The sequence below is a fragment of the Eubacterium sp. 14-2 genome (genome assembly GCF_000403845.2).
In the GTDB taxonomy this organism is placed as follows: domain Bacteria; phylum Bacillota; class Clostridia; order Lachnospirales; family Lachnospiraceae; genus Petralouisia.
In genome coordinates this window covers 996,751-1,014,130 of the sequence record NZ_KE159568.1, presented here as the reverse complement: position 1 = coordinate 1,014,130, position 17,380 = coordinate 996,751, and the positions used below count along the sequence as shown (strand labels likewise).

The window sequence follows — 17,380 nt, the reverse complement described above, 5'->3', positions numbered from 1 at the left end:
CGGGAGTTCGGAGGAAAAAGAACATGAAGATTCTGTTAGCGGCCATCAATGCAAAATATATTCATTCCAACCTTGCGGTTTACAGTCTGAAATCCCATGCGAAAGAATATAAAGAACATATCAGTCTGGCAGAATACACCATCAATCACCGGACGGATTATATTCTGCAGGAAATTTACAAACAGAAACCGGATGTGCTGTGTTTTTCCTGTTATATCTGGAATTTTTCCTGTGTGCAGGAGCTGATTCCGGATTTGCACAGACTGCTGCCGGATCTGGCAATCTGGGCCGGAGGGCCGGAAGTTTCTTATGAGCCGGAGGAGTTTTTGACAGAGTATCCCATGGTGGCCGGGGTTCTGTGCGGTGAAGGAGAAGAAACGTTCCGGGAACTCTGCGGTTATTATCTGGGAACAGGGGGAAATACCCTGGAGCAGACAGCGGGCCTGGTATTTCGAAATCAGGACAATCTGCTGATACGGACCCTGCCCCGAAAAGTTCTGCCCATGGATGAACTGCCTTTCTGCTATGAACAGCTGGAAGATTTTGAGAACAGAATTATCTATTACGAGACCAGCAGAGGCTGTCCTTTTTCCTGCAGCTACTGCCTTTCTTCTATAGAAAAAGAACTGCGGTTTCGTTCCTTTTCCCTTGTAAAGGAGGAACTGCAGTTTTTCCTGGATCATCAGGTGCCCCAGGTGAAATTTGTGGACCGGACTTTTAACTGTAATCACAGCCATGCCCTGGAAATCTGGCAGTATCTGAAAGACCATGATAATGGAAAAACAAATTTCCATTTTGAGATAGCGGGAGATTTACTGACAGAAGAAGAACTGGCTCTGATTGCCTCCATGCGGCCGGGACTGATTCAGCTGGAAATCGGGGTACAGTCCACCCATCCTTCCACCCTGCGGGAAATCTGCAGAACCACAGATATGGAACGGCTGGAAAAGGCTGTGGGTAAAATACGACAGGCCGGAAATGTCCATCAGCATCTGGACTTGATTGCAGGACTGCCGGAAGAAGATTTTCATACCTTTGGGGAATCTTTCCGTCAGGTGTATCAGTGGAAACCTCAGCAGCTCCAGCTGGGTTTTCTGAAAGTGCTGAAAGGCTCCCGGATGCAGGAAAACCGGGAAAAATACGGACTCCTTTACCGGAAACGTCCGCCTTATGAAGTGCTGGCAACCAACTGGATTTCCTATGAGGAAATACTGGATCTGAAACTGGTGGAGGAAATGCTGGAGGTATATTACAACAGCGGGCAGTTTGAACAGACCATGAAGGTTCTGGAGCTGACAGAGGAGAATCCTTTTGAACTCTATCTGAAACTGGGGAAATTTTATGAGAGCCGGGGACTGCTGGCAGTCAGTCATTCCCGGCTGAGACGCTGTGAGATTCTGCTGGAATTTGCAGAAGAAAGGGACGGGGAACACACGGAGCTTTATCAGGAAACGCTGATTTTTGATTTGTACTTACGGGAGAACTGCAAGACCCGTCCCGGCTGGGCGAAAGACCGGCCGGTCTGCCGGGAGCTGGTCAGAAAATACGGTAAAAAGGGAAAAATGTCCCATCTGGAGCTTTTTTTCCATGATATGGAAGAAATACTTGAAAATGCAACCCTTACCGCATATCCCCGCAGAACAACAGGAGGGCAGCTCTGGCTGTTTTTCTATGAAGAACGGGACATTCTGAGCAGGCAGGCAAAAGTAATAAAAATACAGGAAGAAATGCCATGACAGAATACGGGAGGAACTATGACGAAACGAACAAAAGAAATTCTGGACCGGCTGGACGAAGCCTACGGCAGGGAATATCGCTGCTATCTGAATCATGATAACCCATGGCAGCTTCTGATTGCGGTGATTATGAGCGCACAGTGCACCGATGCAAGGGTTAATATTGTGACAAAGGATCTGTTTCGGAAATACGATACCCTGGAAAAATTTGCGGCAGCAGATGTGGAAGAACTGGAACAGGACATTCATTCCATTGGATTTTATCATAATAAAGCCAGAAACATCATTCTCTGTGCCCGGAAACTGGTGGAGGAATTTGGCGGCCAGGTGCCGGAAAGTCTGGAAGACCTCACTTCTCTGCCAGGAGTGGGCAGGAAAACCGCAAATGTAATCAGGGGCAATGTTTACAATGAGCCCAGTGTGGTGGTGGATACCCATGTGAAGCGGATTTCCAGACGACTGGGGCTGACAAAAGAAGAAGATCCGGTGAAAGTGGAGTATGATCTGATGAAAGCCCTTCCAAAAGACCACTGGATTTTATATAATATTCAGATTATTACGCTGGGAAGAAGTATCTGTACCGCCAGAAATCCAAAATGCAGTGAATGCTTTCTGAGTGATTTGTGTAAGGCGGAAGATAAAAAGAACTGACAGAGGGGAGGCAGGTTATGCCCGAAAGTTATGTGGTGGTGGATTTGGAGATGACCGGGCTGCAGGCCAGAACGGACCGAATCCTGGAAATTGGCGCGGTGAAGGTAGAGAAGGGACGGGAAGACCAGGTTTTTCACCGGATGGTGAACCCCCATATGGAACTTTCAGAGGAGATTATAAAACTCACCGGAATCACCGGTGAAATGGCGCAGAAAGGCTGTGAAACAGAAGAAGCCGTGAAGGAATTTCAGGAATTTTCAGAAGGGCTTCCTCTGGTGGGCCATAATATTCTGTTTGATTACAGTTTTCTGAAACAGTACATTGTGAATTATGGGGGAACCTTTGAAAAAGAAGGAATTGATACGTTGAAGCTGGCCCGGAAATTCCTGCCGGAAGCAGAGAAAAAAACACTGGATTATCTCTGTGAATTTCTGGGAATTTTCCGTGAACAGAACCATCGGGCCCTGGAAGATGCTAAAGCTGCCGCGGAATTATTCCGATATTTACAGGAAAGGTTTGAATTTCAGGAGCCGGAGGCCTTTTGGCCAAAACCATTGCAATATAAAGTGAAACGGCAGGGGCCTGCCTCTCCCAGGCAGAAAAAGCGTCTGGAAGAACTGGCACGCTGGCATAATATTGAACTGCAGGTGGAGTTAGACAGCCTTACCAGAAATGAAGCCTCCAGAATCACAGACAGGATTCTGGCAGCTTACGGGAAAATTCCCAGGTAACGGGCAATACACTTATGGGAAAGAATTTAATTACCAGGAAGTTCCGGTGTGTCCATTTTTTTCAGCATGGCCAGAACAGGTTCTTTCATCAGGGAATTCAGGCTGGCCGCACTGTTTTGTAAAGAACGAAGAGCTTCTGTATTTCCCTTTTGCTGATAAAGTTCGGCCAGAAGCTGATAGGTGGATTTCATATCGCTTCCCACGGATACGGCAAAGGCCAGCACGGTAATGGCTTCTTCCGTATGGGAAAGTTCCTGCAGACGGTGCCCCCAGGAATTCAGGGTCCGCACCAGCAGAGTGAAATTCTGATCGTACCGGGTCAGCAGGGGCAGGTTGGCAGCTCCGTAATTTAACTTCAGTTCCGTGTTGCTGATGCCGGTCAGGTTCAGGATTTTTTCATCTTTCAGTTTCAGAACCTGTTTTTCGCACTGTTGCAGAAAATCATCCTGAAACAGGGCAAAGGGCAGGGAAACGCCGGTAAAATCCACATAATTCAGATTGGAAATGTCCTGTTTTCTGGTGGCATTTGCAGCGTTTTCCCGTTCCCAGAATTCGATTTCCGGGTCGGAGTGATTGCTTTTATGACGTTTCCAGGAAACTACAAGCATAAAAATTAAAGTCCAGCCAAGGATAATAGGGAGTCCCATAATCTCTGATTCCTTTCTCTTACAGAAATGGAGGTGAATCTGATGTTGAATTTTAATAATCCGAAAACGAAAAAGACATTTGCCGCAATTGTTGCTCTGATTCTGGTGGCATCCATGGTGATTTCCGTATTTCTTTCAGCATTTGTATAATTGTTCACCTGTTCATAATATACAGAAAGAGCGGTATTATGTCAATGAAATTCGTGGTTTCGTATCTTGAAAAATCGCATTTTTATGATAAAATTAAAAAGGTAGAAGTTTAACGAAGCATGATAGCAGGAGAATAGATTATGAAAAGAAATTGGAAAAAGTATCTTTCAGCTGCCGGCGCGGTTCTGGTGCTGACACTGGCTGCGGTAATTACGATTCCGGTGGATGCAGAGACAAAGGAGACGGATACCATTCCGGGACGGGTGTATTTCGGTGATATTGCTGTGGGCGGCATGACCCAGGAAGAAGCGAAAGCGGCAGTGGAGGAATATGTGGACGAACTGAACAGTGAAACCATTACCCTGCAGGCCGGTAAGAATACCGTACAGGTGCCCGTTTCCCAGATGGGGATTTCCTGGGGAAATCCGGATATTGTAACAGAAGCGGTATCTCTTGGCAAAAGCGGTAATCTGATTACCCGTTATAAGGCCATGAAAGATCTGGAAAATGAAGATAAGAAATATGAACTGGCTTTTCAGGTAGATACTCAGATGGTGGAAAAAGTTCTGGAAAACAATGCGGAACTTCTGAATACAGAGGCAGAAAATGCAGGACTCACCAGAGAAAACAATTCCTTTACGGTAATTCCGGGCAGCCAGGGTGTTACGGTGAATGTGGAGGAATCTGTGGAAATTCTGGAGAAATATTTTTCTCTGGAGTGGAATGGAGAATCCGGAAGCGTTGAGATTGCAGCAGATGTGGTAGATCCGAAGGGAACCGAAGAGGAACTCAGTAAAGTACAGGATCTGCTGGGAGGATTTAATACGTCCTATTCAAGTTCCGGAGCCGGACGTTCCAAAAATGTGGAGAACGGGGCTTCCAAGATTAACGGTTCCGTTATCTATCCGGGGGACAGCTTTTCCGTATACGAGGCGGTCAGCCCCTTTGAACCGGAAAACGGATATGAACTGGCAGGTTCCTATGAAAACGGAACTACAGTGGAAACATATGGTGGCGGTATCTGTCAGGTATCAACTACCCTGTACAATGCGGTGATTCGTGCAGAACTGGAAGTGACTGAGCGGTTCAATCATTCCATGATTGTAAACTATGTAGATCCTTCCGCTGACGCGGCCATTGCAGGAACATACAAAGATTTAAAGTTTGTCAACAATACAAAGGCGCCCATTTATATTGAAGGCTATACCTCCGGACGATCCCTTTATTTTAATATATTCGGAGAGGAAACCAGAGATCCCGGCCGGGAAATCAGCTTTGTCAGCGAGACACTGTCCACCACAGAGCCAGGTACCCAGTATCAGGCGGCCCCGGGACAGCCCATTGGATATATGAGCCAGACCCAGTCTTCACACACCGGTTATACGGCCCAGCTGTGGAAGGTTGTAAAGGTAAACGGCGTGGAGCAGAGCCGGGAAATATTCAACAAGAGCACCTATAAACCTTCTCCCAGAATTGTGGCAGTGGGGACAGCTTCCGCCAGTCCCGATGCGGTGAATGCCATGAACGCGGCCATTGGTTCTCAGGATGAAGGCGCCATCAATGCGGCGGCAGCCCAGTGGAACGATGCAGCAGTGGCGGCCCAGCAGCAGGCAGAGGCTGATGCAGCGGCGGCAGCGGCAGCCCAGCAGGAACAGGAAAAGAACAAGGATAAAGACAAGGACAAAGATAAAGACAAAGACGAAGATAAAGACAAGGACAAAGATAAAGACAAGGATAAAGACAAAGAAAAAAATGACGATGATGGCGGAGACGACGGAAAAGATGATGATACCGGGGACGACGAAGAATAATCGGTTATAGAAGAGAGAAAGATAAGGCTGTTTCAGTAGTGAGACAGCCTTATCGTAGTCAGAAGGGTTGAGGACATGAAAACAGGAAAGATTCCGGAAAGCGTATTGAAACGTTCCGTATTGAAACAAATCCATACAAAGCGGGAAGAAGTTGTGTTGGGAGCCGGCGTGGGAGAGGACTGCGCTGCTGTGAAGCTGGCAGAAGATGAGGTGTTTGTGATTTCCACAGATCCCATAACGGGAACTGCCACAGATATTGGAAATCTTGCCATTCATATTACCATGAATGATCTGGCTTCCGCAGGGGCAGAGCCCATAGGGGTAATGCTCACCATTCTTCTTCCGGAAGAATCTGAAGAAGGAGAACTGAAAAAGATTATGGGCCAGATGGAGGTTGTCTGCGCCCAGGCAAAGGTGCAGATTATGGGAGGGCATACGGAAGTTACCAGAGCTGTCCGCCAGCCCCTAGTAAACGTCTGCGGCGTGGGAAAGGCAAAAACGGGAAAACTGGTGTCTACAGCAGGAGCCCGGCCGGGAGATGATATACTGGTCAGCAAATGGATTGGGCTGGAAGGAACCTCCATCATTGCAAAGGAAAAGGAAACGGAGCTGCTGAACCGGTATCCTGCGGCGCTGGTGAAAACAGCCCAGGAATTTGACTGTTATCTGTCGGTACTGCCGGAGGCCGCAGCGGCCGTCAAGTCCGGCGTCAGCGCCATGCATGATGTGACTGAGGGAGGGATTTTCGGCGCCCTCTGGGAACTGGCGGAAAGCTCCGGCGTCGGACTGGAAATAGATTTGAAAAAAATACCTGTGAAACAGGAAACCATAGAAATCTGTGAATTTTTTAATATAAATCCCTATGAGCTGATTTCCAGCGGATGTATGCTGATGGCTTCGCCGGATGGAAACATGCTGATGAGAGAACTGGAAAAACAGGGGATTCACGGAGCAGTCATCGGCAAGGCAGTATCCGGCAACGACCGCATTCTGTTCAATGAAGAAGAGAAAAGATTTCTGGAGCCGCCCAAAACCGATGAGCTCTACAAAGTGGTGTAGGAAGGATGGAAGTATGGAAATGAGAGAGAAAATTCTGACTTTTATAGAAAAAAACAGCAGAGTGGATTTAAAAGAGCTGGCCATTATGCTGGGAGTGGACGAAGCTGCTGTGGCCAATGAAATGGCTGCCATGGAAGAAGAGCGGATTATCTGCGGATACCACACGCTGATTGACTGGGAGAAAACCAGTATTGAAAAGGTAAACGCACTGATAGAAGTACGGGTAACCCCCCAGAGGGGAAGAGGATTTGACAGCATTGCCGAGCGGGTGTACAACTATCCGGAGGTAAATGCAGTATATCTGATTTCCGGCGGCTATGATCTGCTGGTAACCCTGGAAGGAAAGACGCTGCGGGAGGTGGCCCAGTTTGTATCTGATAAACTTTCACCCCTGGAATCCGTACTGAGTACCAAAACCAACTTTATTCTGAAAAAGTACAAAGACCACGGAACGGTAATTGCGAAACCCAGGGAAGATGAAAGGATGTTGGTGAGCTAATGAGAAATCCCTTATCAGAACGCATTGTGGAAATTCCTTTTTCCGGAATACGGAAATTTTTCGATATTGCCGCAGAAATGGAAGACGTGATTTCTCTGGGGGTGGGAGAACCGGATTTTGACACCCCCTGGCACATTCGGGATGAGGGAATTTATTCTCTGGAAAAGGGAAGGACTTCCTATACTTCCAATGCGGGATTGAAGGAACTGAAAATGGAAATCGCGAAATATCTGGAGCGGAGGTTTCAGGTTTCCTATGACTATGATACGGAAATGATGATAACAGTGGGCGGCAGCGAGGCCATAGACATTGCCATGCGTGCCATGCTGGATCCAGGAGACGAGGTTCTGGTGCCCCAGCCCAGTTATGTTTCCTATGGGCCCTGTGCAAAGCTGGCCGATGGAGTTCCGGTTATTATCAATCTGAAAGAAGAACATAATTTCCGGCTTACAGCCCAGGAACTGGAGGATGCTGTTACGCCGAGAACAAAGCTGCTGGTACTTCCTTTTCCCAATAATCCCACGGGAGCCATTATGGAACGGGAAGATCTGGAAGCCATCAGCGAGGTGATAAAAAAGCATGATCTTTTTGTGCTGAGTGATGAAATTTACGGAGAACTTACATATCTGGAAGGACAGGACCATGTGACCATAGCCTCTCTTCCAGGCATGCGTGAGCGTACCGTACTGATTAACGGATTTTCCAAAGCCTATGCCATGACCGGCTGGCGTCTGGGCTATGCCTGTGCGCCCCGGAACATACTGGAGCAGATGCTGAAAATCCATCAGTACGCTATAATGTGCGCTCCCACCACCAGTCAGTATGCGGCGGTGGACGCTGTGCGGAACGGAGACGCAGATGTGGCGGCCATGCGGGAGGAATACAATGGAAGGCGCCGGTATCTGATGCACCGGTTTCGGGAAATGGGGCTCCGGTGTTTTGAGCCTTACGGTGCTTTTTACGCTTTTCCATGTATTCAGGAGTTTGGCATGACGTCTGAAGAATTTGCCACCAGAATGCTGCAGGAAGAAAAGGTGGTGGTGGTGCCAGGGACTGCTTTTGGAGACTGCGGAGAAGGATTTTTAAGAATTTCCTACGCCTATTCTCTGGAAAGCCTGAAAGAAGCCCTGGATCGGATGGAATCTTTTATCCGAAAACTGCGGGAGAGGAAACAGTAATGGCGGGACTGAATCTTGTACTTTATGAACCGGAAATTCCGGCAAATACGGGGAATATCGGGCGTACCTGCGTGGCTACAGGCACCAGACTCCACTTAATTGAACCCCTGGGCTTCCAGCTTTCGGAAAAAGCGGTCAGACGGTCAGGGATGGATTACTGGAAGGAACTGGATGTGACCCGCTATGTGAACTGGAAGGATTTTCTGCAGAAAAATCCGGGCGCCAGAATTTACATGGCCACCACAAAAAGCCGCCAGGTCTATACAGAGGCCAGTTATGAGCCGGACTGTTATATTATGTTCGGAAAAGAAAGCGCCGGAATTCCCGAGGAGATTTTGAAAGAATACGAAGATACCTGTGTGCGGATTCCCATGCTGGGAGAAACCCGTTCCCTGAATCTCTCCAATTCCGCGGCAGTTATTCTGTATGAAGCGCTGCGGCAGAACCGGTTTGCCGGTCTGAAGCTGCAGGGAGAGCTTCACCGGCTGAGCTGGGAGGAGTGACCGATGAATTTCATAGAAGCAAGAAAATTAATATTTGAATATATCAGGCGCGACGAGGAAGGCAATGTGGAGGGAATCCTCACAGCTCTGGACGGTGTGAATCTGGATATAAAACAGGGGGAATTTGTGGCCATTTTAGGACATAACGGATCAGGGAAATCCACGCTGGCCAAACATCTCAATGTGCTGCTGCGAGCCGGAGAGGGGACATTGTGGATTGACGGAAAGGATGCTCAGGATGAACAGTATCTGTGGGAAATCCGCCGGAGTGCCGGAATGGTATTTCAGAATCCTGATAATCAGATGGTTGCCAGCGTGGTGGAAGAAGACGTGGCTTTTGGACCGGAAAATCTGGGGGTTCCTTCCGAAGAAATCCGAAACCGGGTGGAGAGCAGCCTTCATTCCACAGGGATGCTCTCTTACCGGAAGCATTCTCCCAATAAACTTTCCGGGGGCCAGAAACAGAGGGTGGCTATTGCAGGAGTCATGGCCATGGAGCCAAAATGCATTGTACTGGATGAGCCTACAGCCATGCTGGATCCCAACGGAAGAAAAGAAGTGATGAATGCCGTGGAGCGGCTGAACCGGGAAAAGGGGATAACGGTGATTCTGATTACCCACTATATGGAAGAGGTGATCCGTGCCCATAAAGTGTATGTGATGGATCGTGGAAAAGTTGTGATGCAGGGAACGCCCCGTGAGATTTTTTCTCAGGTGGATACCCTGAAATCCTGCCGTCTGGACGTGCCTCAGATTACGCTGCTGGCGTATGAACTGCGGAAAGCCGGACTGCAGGTGCCGGAAGGGATTCTCACAGGACAGGAGCTGGTGGAAGCATTATGTCAATTATATTAGATAAAGTCAATTATGTGTACAGCCAGAAGACCGCATACGAAATGCAGGCTCTGAATAACATCAATCTGAAAATTCAGGATGGTGAGTTTATCGGGCTGGTTGGACATACCGGCTCCGGGAAATCCACTCTGATTCAGCATTTGAACGGACTTCTGCGGGCCACCTCCGGAGGGATTTACTATAATGGAAGGGACATCTGCGAGGAAGATTATGACCGGAAAGAACTGCGCGGGAAAGTAGGGCTGGTTTTTCAGTATCCGGAACATCAGCTGTTCGAGAGTACAGTGTTTGCAGATGTGTGCTTTGGCCCCAAAAATCTTGGACTATCTTCCAAGGAGGCAGAACTCCGGGCATTTACAGCTCTGCGCAGTGCGGGGCTGGAAGAAGAATACTGGTATCGTTCTCCCTTTGAACTTTCCGGGGGCCAGAAGCGCCGGGCGGCCATTGCCGGAGTCCTGGCCATGAAACCGGAGGTGCTGATACTGGACGAACCCACAGCCGGGCTGGATCCAAAAGGTCGGGATGAGATACTGGACCAGGTGGCAGCCATGCACCGGGAACTGAATATGACAATTATCCTGGTGTCCCACAGTATGGAAGATGTGGCAAATTATGTAAGCCGGATGATTGTTATGAATCAGGGGAGCATTCTGTTTGACGGTACGCCTCAGGAGGTGTTCCGCCATTACCGGGAACTGGAAGCAGTGGGCCTTGGGGCTCCTCAGGTCACATATCTGATGCACCAGCTGCAGGAACGGGGCCTGCCGGTAAATGCGGACGCCATCACAGTTGAGGAGGCGAAGGATTCCATTTTGCAGGTCCTGGCCGGAAAGCAGCAGAGAATATCACAGGAAAACTTTCTGAAAGATAATGAGAAAAAATTATGATTAGAGATATTACCATCGGACAATATTATCCTTCCAAATCCCTTCTGCACAGTCTGGACCCCAGAGTGAAGCTGATGGGGACGCTGATCTATGTGCTGTCCCTGTTTCTGTTTCGCGGGCCGGCGGGACTTGCGGCAGTTACACTGGGCCTGATTGCCCTGGTCTGGCTGTCCCATGTGCCTTTCCGGTATATGGTAAAGGGCCTGAAGGCAATCTGGGTGATTCTGATTATGACAGCAATGTTCAATCTGTTTCGGACGCCGGGAGAGCCTGTGGTGTCTTTCTGGATATTCCGCATTACAGAGGAAGGGTTGAAAAGCGCAGGATTTATGGTAGTCCGCCTGAGCTTTCTGATTCTGGGAAGCTCTGTGCTGACACTGACCACCACGCCCAATCAGCTGACGGACGGACTGGAAAAGGCTTTGAGGCCTTTGAATAAAATCAGAATTCCCGTACATGAAATTGCCATGATTATGTCCATTGCTCTGCGGTTTATTCCTGTTCTGATTGAAGAAACAGACAAAATTATGAAAGCGCAGCTTGCCAGAGGCGCAGATTTTGAGAGCGGAAATCTTATCCGGCGGATAAAGGCCATGGTGCCTTTACTGGTGCCGCTGTTTATTTCTGCATTCCGGCGGGCAAACGATCTTGCACTGGCCATGGAGGCCCGCTGTTATCAGGGCGGGGAAGGACGGACAAAAATGAATCCTTTAAAATATACGGGCAGAGACGGTGCTGCTTACCTGGTGATTGCAGGATATTTTACAGGTGTCATTTTGCTGCGGATACTGTTATAAACCATAAAGGAATAAGAGTCAGAGAATCGGAATTTCTGATCAGCAGGAGAAATATTGTGAAACGGATAAAACTTGTGGTTGCCTATGACGGCACAGATTACTGCGGCTGGCAGGTACAGCCCAGCGGAATTACCATAGAAGAAGTGTTAAACCGCAGTCTTTCAGAACTTCTGGGAGAGGATATTCAGGTGACTGGAGCCAGCCGGACGGATTCCGGGGTACATTCTCTGGGAAATGTGGCTGTGTTCGATACGGAAACCAGGATTCCCGCCGATAAAATCTGCCTTGCACTGAACCAGAGGCTGCCGGAGGACATTGTGGTACAAAGCTCCTGTCAGGTGGAAGAGGATTTCCATCCCCGCCGCTGTTACAGTGAGAAAACATATGAATACAGAATATTAAACCGAAAAATCCCGATGCCCACCCTGCGCCGGGATACTTATTTCTGTTACCGCAATCTGGATGTGAAGAAAATGCAGCAGGCAGCAGATTATCTGGTGGGAGAACATGATTTTAAAAGTTTCTGTTCTGTGAAAACAGATGTGGAACATACGGTACGCCGGATTCTGTCCTGTGAGGTGAGAAAATCTCCGGAGGATATTATCACCATCCGGGTAATCGGAACAGGCTTTCTCTATAATATGGTAAGAATTATTGCAGGAACACTGATTTGCGCAGGGAGCGGGGAGCTGGATCCGGAGGACATGCCAGGGATACTGGAAGGGAAAGACCGGAGACTGGCAGGGCCCACCGCACCGGCCCATGGACTTACCATGACAGGCATTTTATATAAGAATGAAATTTCCGCAGAATTGGAAAAAAAACGGTTGAAATTTTAAATATATCCAGATATAATTTTTATAATCGTGTACTGTCCGTCAGGAAAATCAGATCCGGCAGAGAATGCCGAAAAAGAAAGGAGCGTAAACTGCATGCTAAAGAAGATGGATAAGATGAAGATAAAGGAAAGACTGCAATATGGGTACAGTATGGTGATCGGTCTGATGGTGGTCATTACAGTCTGCGCCATTGTGGGGCTTTTCCTTGTGCAGGGAAAAATGAATTCTTATATTAATAGAGACCAGGCCGCCGATACTGCGGTGAAAAACTGCAGAATTGAGACAAATACTTCTGCAAGATATATTCGGGAAATGGCATTAAGCGATGATCCGGAATTGTTTAAGGAATACAAAGGAAATGTGCAGGAAGGAATGTCAGCGATTGAAGAGGCGCTGAAGGACCTGAAAGCATCAGACGCTATTCACAGCCAGTTAAATCAGGAGTATGAGGACGCCATTCACAGCTGGATGGAAATGGGCGACCGTATTATAGGAGAGCTGGAGGCGGGAAACAAAGAAGAAGGAATCAGACTGATTGTATCAGAATGTACCCCCATGCTCCGGGAGGCGGTGGAAATTGCGAAAGAGATTGATGCCGCCACCAATCTGCAGAAAGAAGCATCCATAAGCACAGTCAAGGGAACCATTGTGTTGGTTATTGTGATTATGGTGCTGATCCTGGGCCTTGCTGTTTTTACAGCCATGAAAGTGGGAAATCGGATTGTGGATACCATTGTGGTGCCTCTGAAAGAAATTGAAGGAGCAGCCATTGATCTGTCCAGAGGAAATCTTCACACGGAAATTACATACAGAAATGATGATGAAATCGGTAAACTGGCCCATGCTCTGAGAAGTTCAATCGGAAGGCTCTGGGATTATGTGGAGGATATTGACCGGGCCATGAAAGAATTTTCCCAGGGAAATTTTGACGTACAGGCCAATGTGGAGTATCGTGGGGATTTTATGGGAATTGAAGATTCCTTTATGCATTTTGAAAAAAATATGGCCGATATGGTGAAAAATGTCCAGTCTGTGGCAAATCAGGTGACAATAGCTTCTGAGAGAATTTCGGTAAATTCCACAGATCTGGCAGAAGGCGCTTCCGAGCAGGCAGGCGTTACCCAGGAACTTTCCGCTACTATTGAGAATGTTTCCGGTCAGATTGACCGAAATGCAAAGGAAGCCATTGATATCAGCAGGGAAGTGCAGCAGGTGGGGCAGGAACTGGAACACAGCAATGGAAAGATGCAGGAAATGGTGGAATCCATGAACCGTATCGGAGAATCTTCCGATGAAATCAGTAAAATCATTGCAACCATCAATGAGATTGCAAGCCAGACCAATCTGCTGGCTTTAAATGCTTCTATCGAAGCGGCACGGGCAGGAGAAGCCGGAAAAGGATTTGCAGTGGTTGCTGACCAGGTATCTCTTCTGGCAGCTCAGAGTGCGGAGGCAGCCACCGAATCCACAGCACTGATTGAAGAATCCGTGCGTGCAGTTAAGAGCGGAATGGACACAGCCAACGAGACGGCAGAGCAGCTCCAGCATGTAGTGCAGGGGGCCCGGACCATTATCCGGAAAGTGAATCTGATTGCAGAGGCTTCAAAAGAGCAGGCCAGTGCAGTGGATCAGATTAACCATGGTGTGGATCAGATTAACCATGTGGTTCAGATAAATTCGGAAACTTCTGAAGAATGTGCCTCTTCCAGTCATGAAATGACTGCTCAGGCGGAATCTCTGCGGGATCTGATCCGGCAGTTTAAGGTGGGAAAATTTTAGATAACAGTTCAGCCATGGCCTGTGTCTGCACGAACCATCTACCGTGAATGTGCACGGAATACAGGCCGGACTGCTGTAATTCCGGAATAGAAATTCCAAAAAGGAATTGACACCGGAAAAGCTCTGTAATATAATGAGACAGTATGGCAAGTGAGAAATGCAAGCCTTTCTCCGGCGAAGCGTTTTTGCTTTGATGTACAAAGAAAAATGTAAATGGTGTGAAAAGGATAGTTCGGATGAATTTCTTATAATTTCGGACGGCATCCGGATATCAGAGTAACATTGTAAAATTCCAGGAGGTAACATTCGATGAAAACTTTTATGGCCAGCCCGGCAACAATTGAAAGAAAATGGTATGTAGTTGATGCTGAAGGAAAGACACTGGGACGTTTGGCATCAGAAGTAGCGAGAGTATTAAGAGGAAAACACAAACCCATCTTTACTCCCCATATGGACACCGGGGACTATGTAGTCGTTGTCAATGCAGACAAGGTGAAAGTAACCGGTAAAAAATTAGCCCAGAAGATTTATTACCATCACTCCGAGTATGTGGGTGGAATGAAAGAAACCACATTAAAAGAGATGTTAGCAGACAAACCGGAAAGAGTCATCGAACTTGCTGTGAAGGGAATGCTTCCGAAAGGACCTTTGGGAAGACAGATGTATAAGAAATTATTTGTCTACGCAGGACCGGAACACAAACATCAGGCTCAGAAACCAGAAGCATTAACATTTTAATCAGGAGGTAGAAAAAGATGGCTGATACAAAGTATTACGGAACAGGAAGAAGAAAAAAATCAATTGCCAGAGTATACCTGGTACCGGGAACCGGCAAAGTTACGATTAATAAAAGAGATATTGATGAGTATCTGGGTCTGGAAACCCTGAAGGTTATTGTACGCCAGCCTCTGGTGGCAACAGATACGGTTGATAAATTTGACATTCAGGTAAATGTAAAAGGCGGCGGATATACCGGTCAGGCAGGCGCCATCCGTCATGGTATTTCCAGAGCTCTTCTGCAGGCAGATGCAGACTACAGACCGATCCTGAAATCTGCAGGATTTCTGACTCGTGATCCGAGAATGAAGGAGAGAAAGAAATACGGCCTCAAAGCAGCACGTCGTGCTCCGCAGTTCAGTAAGAGATAATTTCTCTTGAGATAAGCAGTTATTTGCAAGCAGGAAATATGGAACCCACAGACAGATTTTGTTTGTGGGTTTTTTCGCGAGACTGATTATGATATACTTATATTGAATCGAAAAAGAATGGAGGAATTAAGTAATGCCAGAAATATCATTGTTTTACGGAATACGAGTTACAATGTATTATGACGATCATAACCCGCCGCATTTTCATGCTGAATATAATGGAAATAAAGCAATTATTAGAATTGACGAAGCAAGGGTGATTAAGGGGGCATTACCGTCAAGGCAGTTAAAGCTGATTTTGGCATGGTGTGTTCTCCATCAGGATGAATTAATGCAAAATTGGGAATTATCAAAAGATGGAAAACCGTTGAACAGAATTAACCCATTAGTGTAACGGAGGTGATAGTATGTTTCCAAAGGTGGTGCAGGTTATTCCAATGCAGGATTATTCAGTATATGTATATTTTGAAGATGGAAAAATAGTAAATTATGATATGTCACAGATGATTGAAAAAGGGGCGTTTTGCTGTTTAAAAGAAATAGAAATATTTTTGGATAGATGTACAGTGATGAACGACACACTTGCATGGGATATCAGTGGAAATTGGGATGATACAACCTGTCTTGATATTGATCCGGACACATTATATGCATTGCCACATGTGCAGGAAGCCATTGCATAGTATAAGAAGTATTTGACCGGAGGGTATGTGATAATATGAAATCATATGGATAACTGGCAAGTAACTGACAAATTGCTTGAAAATGCCGTATTTTAGGCATTTGAAACTATCCAAGAGATAAGCAGAATAATTATACAGATTCAAGAATATGGACTCCGCAGGTTTTCCTGCAGAGTTTTTTATTTAACTTTTCAGGAGATTAGGGGTATAATAAATTTAATGTAATACGAACTATGAGGTGCTGTTATGTGCGATGTTAAGAAATATGAAAAAATCTATGAAGATATACAAAAACTGCAGCCGGAAGACACTTTACAGCTTGTACTGGAGGCTGAAACGGAAGAACAAAGAAGTTTTTATGAAATGGTTGGTGATTTTCTCCTGCAAAAGAAACAGAGGCAGGTAATCGAAAGGAATCTCTTTATGAGATATTGAGAGAATTTGGCGATTGGAGAAAAATGACTGACATTATGACTGCGGGAAAAATGGCGGTAAAGAAGATAAATAGGTTTTTGATGAGGGCATTACATTTAATCAGGAGATTACATTATGTGGGAAATCCATTTTAAGCAATATAGCAAAAGCAAAGAAAAGAGGATATGTGGAGACATTTGATAATTTGAAAAAGGCTTTGCCGGAAAGCAATCTGGCAGTATTCTATGATAACACGATAGAATTTCACAGGTTTGCAATATATAAAAATGGAAATCTGGTTAGGGTTTCGCATAATGTGCCGAAGTGGTATGAAAAATTTGTGGCAGATATGGAGTAAAAATCTTATAAAAATCATCGTGTGATTTTATAAATCATTATGGGTAACTGACACGTAACTTACAAATGCATAAATAATGTTGAAAAATCAGGATTCTAAATTCTCCAAGAGGAGATATGGTACCGAAAAATGTCTTTTATTGTCATTGATTATATTGTATAATGATAAAAAGTACAAAGGAGAATTCCTATGAAATTGCTTAAAACAAGTGAACAATTGATATCTCATATGAAAATAAAGGGAATAAAATTTGATATAGTAAAGGAAGAAGATGCAAAGATTTTTCTACAAAATAATAATTATTACATGAAACTGGCATCTTACAGATCGAATTATGATAAACGAAAAAGTAATGGTGAGTACATAAATCTTGATTTTGCGTATTTGCAGGAATTGTCAACAATTGATATGCATTTGCGTTATTTAATATTACAAATGTGTCTGGATGTTGAGCATGCTCTTAAAACGAAGTTGCTAAAAGATATAGAGGATAATCCGGAAGAAGATGGGTATGATATTATTAGAAGATTCGTTACAAAGTATGAGAGAAGTTGTCAGAACATACAGAAGCATAAATCCAGTGAATATTGCAGAAAATTGATAGAGAAGTATTATCCATATTTTCCAGTATAGGTATTCGTGGAATTAATATCTT

General features: G+C 46.0%; 21 protein-coding genes. 20 read left to right on the top strand and 1 reads right to left on the bottom strand.

What is annotated here, in order from left to right; genetic code table 11:
- The first annotated feature begins 23 nt into the window (after nucleotides 1-23).
- From C805_RS21650 to C805_RS21640, 3 genes are read left to right on the top strand one after another with little or no spacing between them, the layout of a single operon-like run.
- Nucleotides 24-1,736 carry a B12-binding domain-containing radical SAM protein gene (locus C805_RS21650; protein ID WP_016216161.1) on the top strand — a complete coding sequence of 571 codons (1,713 nt, stop codon included), beginning with the start codon at nucleotides 24-26 and terminating at the stop codon, nucleotides 1,734-1,736.
- 18 nt (nucleotides 1,737-1,754) lie between these two features.
- A complete protein-coding gene (nth, locus tag C805_RS21645) occupies nucleotides 1,755-2,387 on the top strand; it encodes an endonuclease III (protein WP_016216160.1) in 633 nt (210 codons plus the stop codon).
- Between the two features lie 17 nt (nucleotides 2,388-2,404).
- A complete protein-coding gene (locus tag C805_RS21640) occupies nucleotides 2,405-3,118 on the top strand; it encodes a 3'-5' exonuclease (RefSeq protein ID WP_016216159.1) in 714 nt (237 codons plus the stop codon).
- A 26-nt stretch (nucleotides 3,119-3,144) separates the two neighbouring features.
- On the opposite strand, the gene C805_RS21635 is transcribed toward C805_RS21640, so the two are convergent.
- Nucleotides 3,145-3,765, bottom strand: a complete 621-nt coding sequence (locus tag C805_RS21635) for a hypothetical protein (RefSeq protein ID WP_016216158.1) — start codon at nucleotides 3,763-3,765, stop codon at nucleotides 3,145-3,147.
- Nucleotides 3,766-4,055: 290 nt separating this feature from the next.
- On the opposite strand from C805_RS21635, the gene C805_RS21630 reads away from it, so the two are divergent.
- From C805_RS21630 to C805_RS27620, 17 genes are all read left to right on the top strand, one after another.
- Nucleotides 4,056-5,726 (top strand): VanW family protein, encoded by a 1,671-nt coding sequence (locus C805_RS21630; RefSeq protein ID WP_016216156.1) that lies wholly within the window; start codon nucleotides 4,056-4,058, stop codon nucleotides 5,724-5,726.
- Nucleotides 5,727-5,801: 75 nt separating this feature from the next.
- Nucleotides 5,802-6,785 carry an AIR synthase family protein gene (locus C805_RS21625; RefSeq protein ID WP_016216155.1) on the top strand — a complete coding sequence of 328 codons (984 nt, stop codon included), beginning with the start codon at nucleotides 5,802-5,804 and terminating at the stop codon, nucleotides 6,783-6,785.
- Nucleotides 6,786-6,804: 19 nt separating this feature from the next.
- On the top strand, nucleotides 6,805-7,284 hold the full coding sequence (locus tag C805_RS21620) for an Lrp/AsnC family transcriptional regulator (RefSeq protein ID WP_031201652.1): 480 nt from the start codon (nucleotides 6,805-6,807) through the stop codon (nucleotides 7,282-7,284).
- On the top strand, nucleotides 7,284-8,462 hold the full coding sequence (locus tag C805_RS21615) for an aminotransferase class I/II-fold pyridoxal phosphate-dependent enzyme (protein WP_016216153.1): 1,179 nt from the start codon (nucleotides 7,284-7,286) through the stop codon (nucleotides 8,460-8,462). The genes C805_RS21620 and C805_RS21615 overlap by 1 nt, the downstream gene beginning before the upstream one ends.
- Nucleotides 8,462-8,965, top strand: coding sequence for a tRNA (cytidine(34)-2'-O)-methyltransferase (locus C805_RS21610; RefSeq protein ID WP_016216152.1), 504 nt, complete (start codon nucleotides 8,462-8,464; stop codon nucleotides 8,963-8,965). Before C805_RS21615 ends, C805_RS21610 begins: the two co-directional genes overlap by 1 nt.
- A gap of 3 nt (nucleotides 8,966-8,968) precedes the next feature.
- The gene (locus C805_RS21605) at nucleotides 8,969-9,820 is read left to right on the top strand and encodes an energy-coupling factor transporter ATPase (RefSeq protein ID WP_016216151.1); all 852 of its coding nucleotides are present in this window, start codon (nucleotides 8,969-8,971) and stop codon (nucleotides 9,818-9,820) included.
- Nucleotides 9,805-10,707 (top strand): energy-coupling factor transporter ATPase, encoded by a 903-nt coding sequence (locus C805_RS21600; protein WP_016216150.1) that lies wholly within the window; start codon nucleotides 9,805-9,807, stop codon nucleotides 10,705-10,707. The genes C805_RS21605 and C805_RS21600 overlap by 16 nt, the downstream gene beginning before the upstream one ends.
- Nucleotides 10,704-11,504, top strand: coding sequence for an energy-coupling factor transporter transmembrane component T family protein (locus C805_RS21595; protein WP_016216149.1), 801 nt, complete (start codon nucleotides 10,704-10,706; stop codon nucleotides 11,502-11,504). Before C805_RS21600 ends, C805_RS21595 begins: the two co-directional genes overlap by 4 nt.
- A 56-nt stretch (nucleotides 11,505-11,560) precedes the next feature.
- Nucleotides 11,561-12,343 (top strand): tRNA pseudouridine(38-40) synthase TruA, encoded by a 783-nt coding sequence (gene truA / locus C805_RS21590; protein WP_016216148.1) that lies wholly within the window; start codon nucleotides 11,561-11,563, stop codon nucleotides 12,341-12,343.
- Between the two features lie 93 nt (nucleotides 12,344-12,436).
- Nucleotides 12,437-14,122, top strand: a complete 1,686-nt coding sequence (locus tag C805_RS21585) for a HAMP domain-containing methyl-accepting chemotaxis protein (protein WP_016216147.1) — start codon at nucleotides 12,437-12,439, stop codon at nucleotides 14,120-14,122.
- Nucleotides 14,123-14,431: 309 nt separating this feature from the next.
- The gene (gene rplM / locus C805_RS21580) at nucleotides 14,432-14,860 is read left to right on the top strand and encodes a 50S ribosomal protein L13 (RefSeq protein WP_016216146.1); all 429 of its coding nucleotides are present in this window, start codon (nucleotides 14,432-14,434) and stop codon (nucleotides 14,858-14,860) included.
- Between the two features lie 17 nt (nucleotides 14,861-14,877).
- Nucleotides 14,878-15,270 carry a 30S ribosomal protein S9 gene (gene rpsI, locus C805_RS21575; RefSeq protein ID WP_016216145.1) on the top strand — a complete coding sequence of 131 codons (393 nt, stop codon included), beginning with the start codon at nucleotides 14,878-14,880 and terminating at the stop codon, nucleotides 15,268-15,270.
- Between the two features lie 133 nt (nucleotides 15,271-15,403).
- Complete coding sequence (locus C805_RS21570) at nucleotides 15,404-15,664, top strand: DUF4160 domain-containing protein (RefSeq protein WP_016216144.1); 261 nt, start codon at nucleotides 15,404-15,406, stop codon at nucleotides 15,662-15,664.
- Nucleotides 15,665-15,677: 13 nt separating this feature from the next.
- Nucleotides 15,678-15,953, top strand: a complete 276-nt coding sequence (locus C805_RS21565; protein WP_016216143.1) for a DUF2442 domain-containing protein — start codon at nucleotides 15,678-15,680, stop codon at nucleotides 15,951-15,953.
- 246 nt (nucleotides 15,954-16,199) lie between these two features.
- Nucleotides 16,200-16,388 (top strand): hypothetical protein, encoded by a 189-nt coding sequence (locus C805_RS21560; protein ID WP_016216142.1) that lies wholly within the window; start codon nucleotides 16,200-16,202, stop codon nucleotides 16,386-16,388.
- Nucleotides 16,389-16,554: 166 nt separating this feature from the next.
- On the top strand, nucleotides 16,555-16,725 hold the full coding sequence (locus C805_RS27235) for a hypothetical protein (protein ID WP_022751396.1): 171 nt from the start codon (nucleotides 16,555-16,557) through the stop codon (nucleotides 16,723-16,725).
- A 189-nt stretch (nucleotides 16,726-16,914) separates the two neighbouring features.
- The gene (locus tag C805_RS27620; protein WP_016216141.1) at nucleotides 16,915-17,358 is read left to right on the top strand and encodes an Abi family protein; all 444 of its coding nucleotides are present in this window, start codon (nucleotides 16,915-16,917) and stop codon (nucleotides 17,356-17,358) included.
- Nucleotides 17,359-17,380 lie beyond the last annotated feature (22 nt).

Coding starts and splice junctions, on each gene's coding strand:
- C805_RS21625 (WP_016216155.1), top strand. CDS start 5,802: ATGAAAACAGGAAAGATTCCGGAAAGCGTATTGAAACGTTCCGTATTG.
- C805_RS21585 (WP_016216147.1), top strand. CDS start 12,437: ATGCTAAAGAAGATGGATAAGATGAAGATAAAGGAAAGACTGCAATAT.
- C805_RS21650 (WP_016216161.1), top strand. CDS start 24: ATGAAGATTCTGTTAGCGGCCATCAATGCAAAATATATTCATTCCAAC.
- C805_RS21600 (WP_016216150.1), top strand. CDS start 9,805: ATGTCAATTATATTAGATAAAGTCAATTATGTGTACAGCCAGAAGACC.
- C805_RS21630 (WP_016216156.1), top strand. CDS start 4,056: ATGAAAAGAAATTGGAAAAAGTATCTTTCAGCTGCCGGCGCGGTTCTG.
- C805_RS21595 (WP_016216149.1), top strand. CDS start 10,704: ATGATTAGAGATATTACCATCGGACAATATTATCCTTCCAAATCCCTT.
- C805_RS21565 (WP_016216143.1), top strand. CDS start 15,678: ATGTTTCCAAAGGTGGTGCAGGTTATTCCAATGCAGGATTATTCAGTA.
- C805_RS21560 (WP_016216142.1), top strand. CDS start 16,200: ATGTGCGATGTTAAGAAATATGAAAAAATCTATGAAGATATACAAAAA.
- C805_RS21640 (WP_016216159.1), top strand. CDS start 2,405: ATGCCCGAAAGTTATGTGGTGGTGGATTTGGAGATGACCGGGCTGCAG.
- C805_RS21610 (WP_016216152.1), top strand. CDS start 8,462: ATGGCGGGACTGAATCTTGTACTTTATGAACCGGAAATTCCGGCAAAT.
- C805_RS21635 (WP_016216158.1), bottom strand. CDS start 3,765: ATGGGACTCCCTATTATCCTTGGCTGGACTTTAATTTTTATGCTTGTA.
- C805_RS27620 (WP_016216141.1), top strand. CDS start 16,915: ATGAAATTGCTTAAAACAAGTGAACAATTGATATCTCATATGAAAATA.
- C805_RS21615 (WP_016216153.1), top strand. CDS start 7,284: ATGAGAAATCCCTTATCAGAACGCATTGTGGAAATTCCTTTTTCCGGA.
- rpsI (WP_016216145.1), top strand. CDS start 14,878: ATGGCTGATACAAAGTATTACGGAACAGGAAGAAGAAAAAAATCAATT.
- C805_RS21620 (WP_031201652.1), top strand. CDS start 6,805: ATGAGAGAGAAAATTCTGACTTTTATAGAAAAAAACAGCAGAGTGGAT.
- nth (WP_016216160.1), top strand. CDS start 1,755: ATGACGAAACGAACAAAAGAAATTCTGGACCGGCTGGACGAAGCCTAC.
- C805_RS21605 (WP_016216151.1), top strand. CDS start 8,969: ATGAATTTCATAGAAGCAAGAAAATTAATATTTGAATATATCAGGCGC.
- rplM (WP_016216146.1), top strand. CDS start 14,432: ATGAAAACTTTTATGGCCAGCCCGGCAACAATTGAAAGAAAATGGTAT.
- C805_RS21570 (WP_016216144.1), top strand. CDS start 15,404: ATGCCAGAAATATCATTGTTTTACGGAATACGAGTTACAATGTATTAT.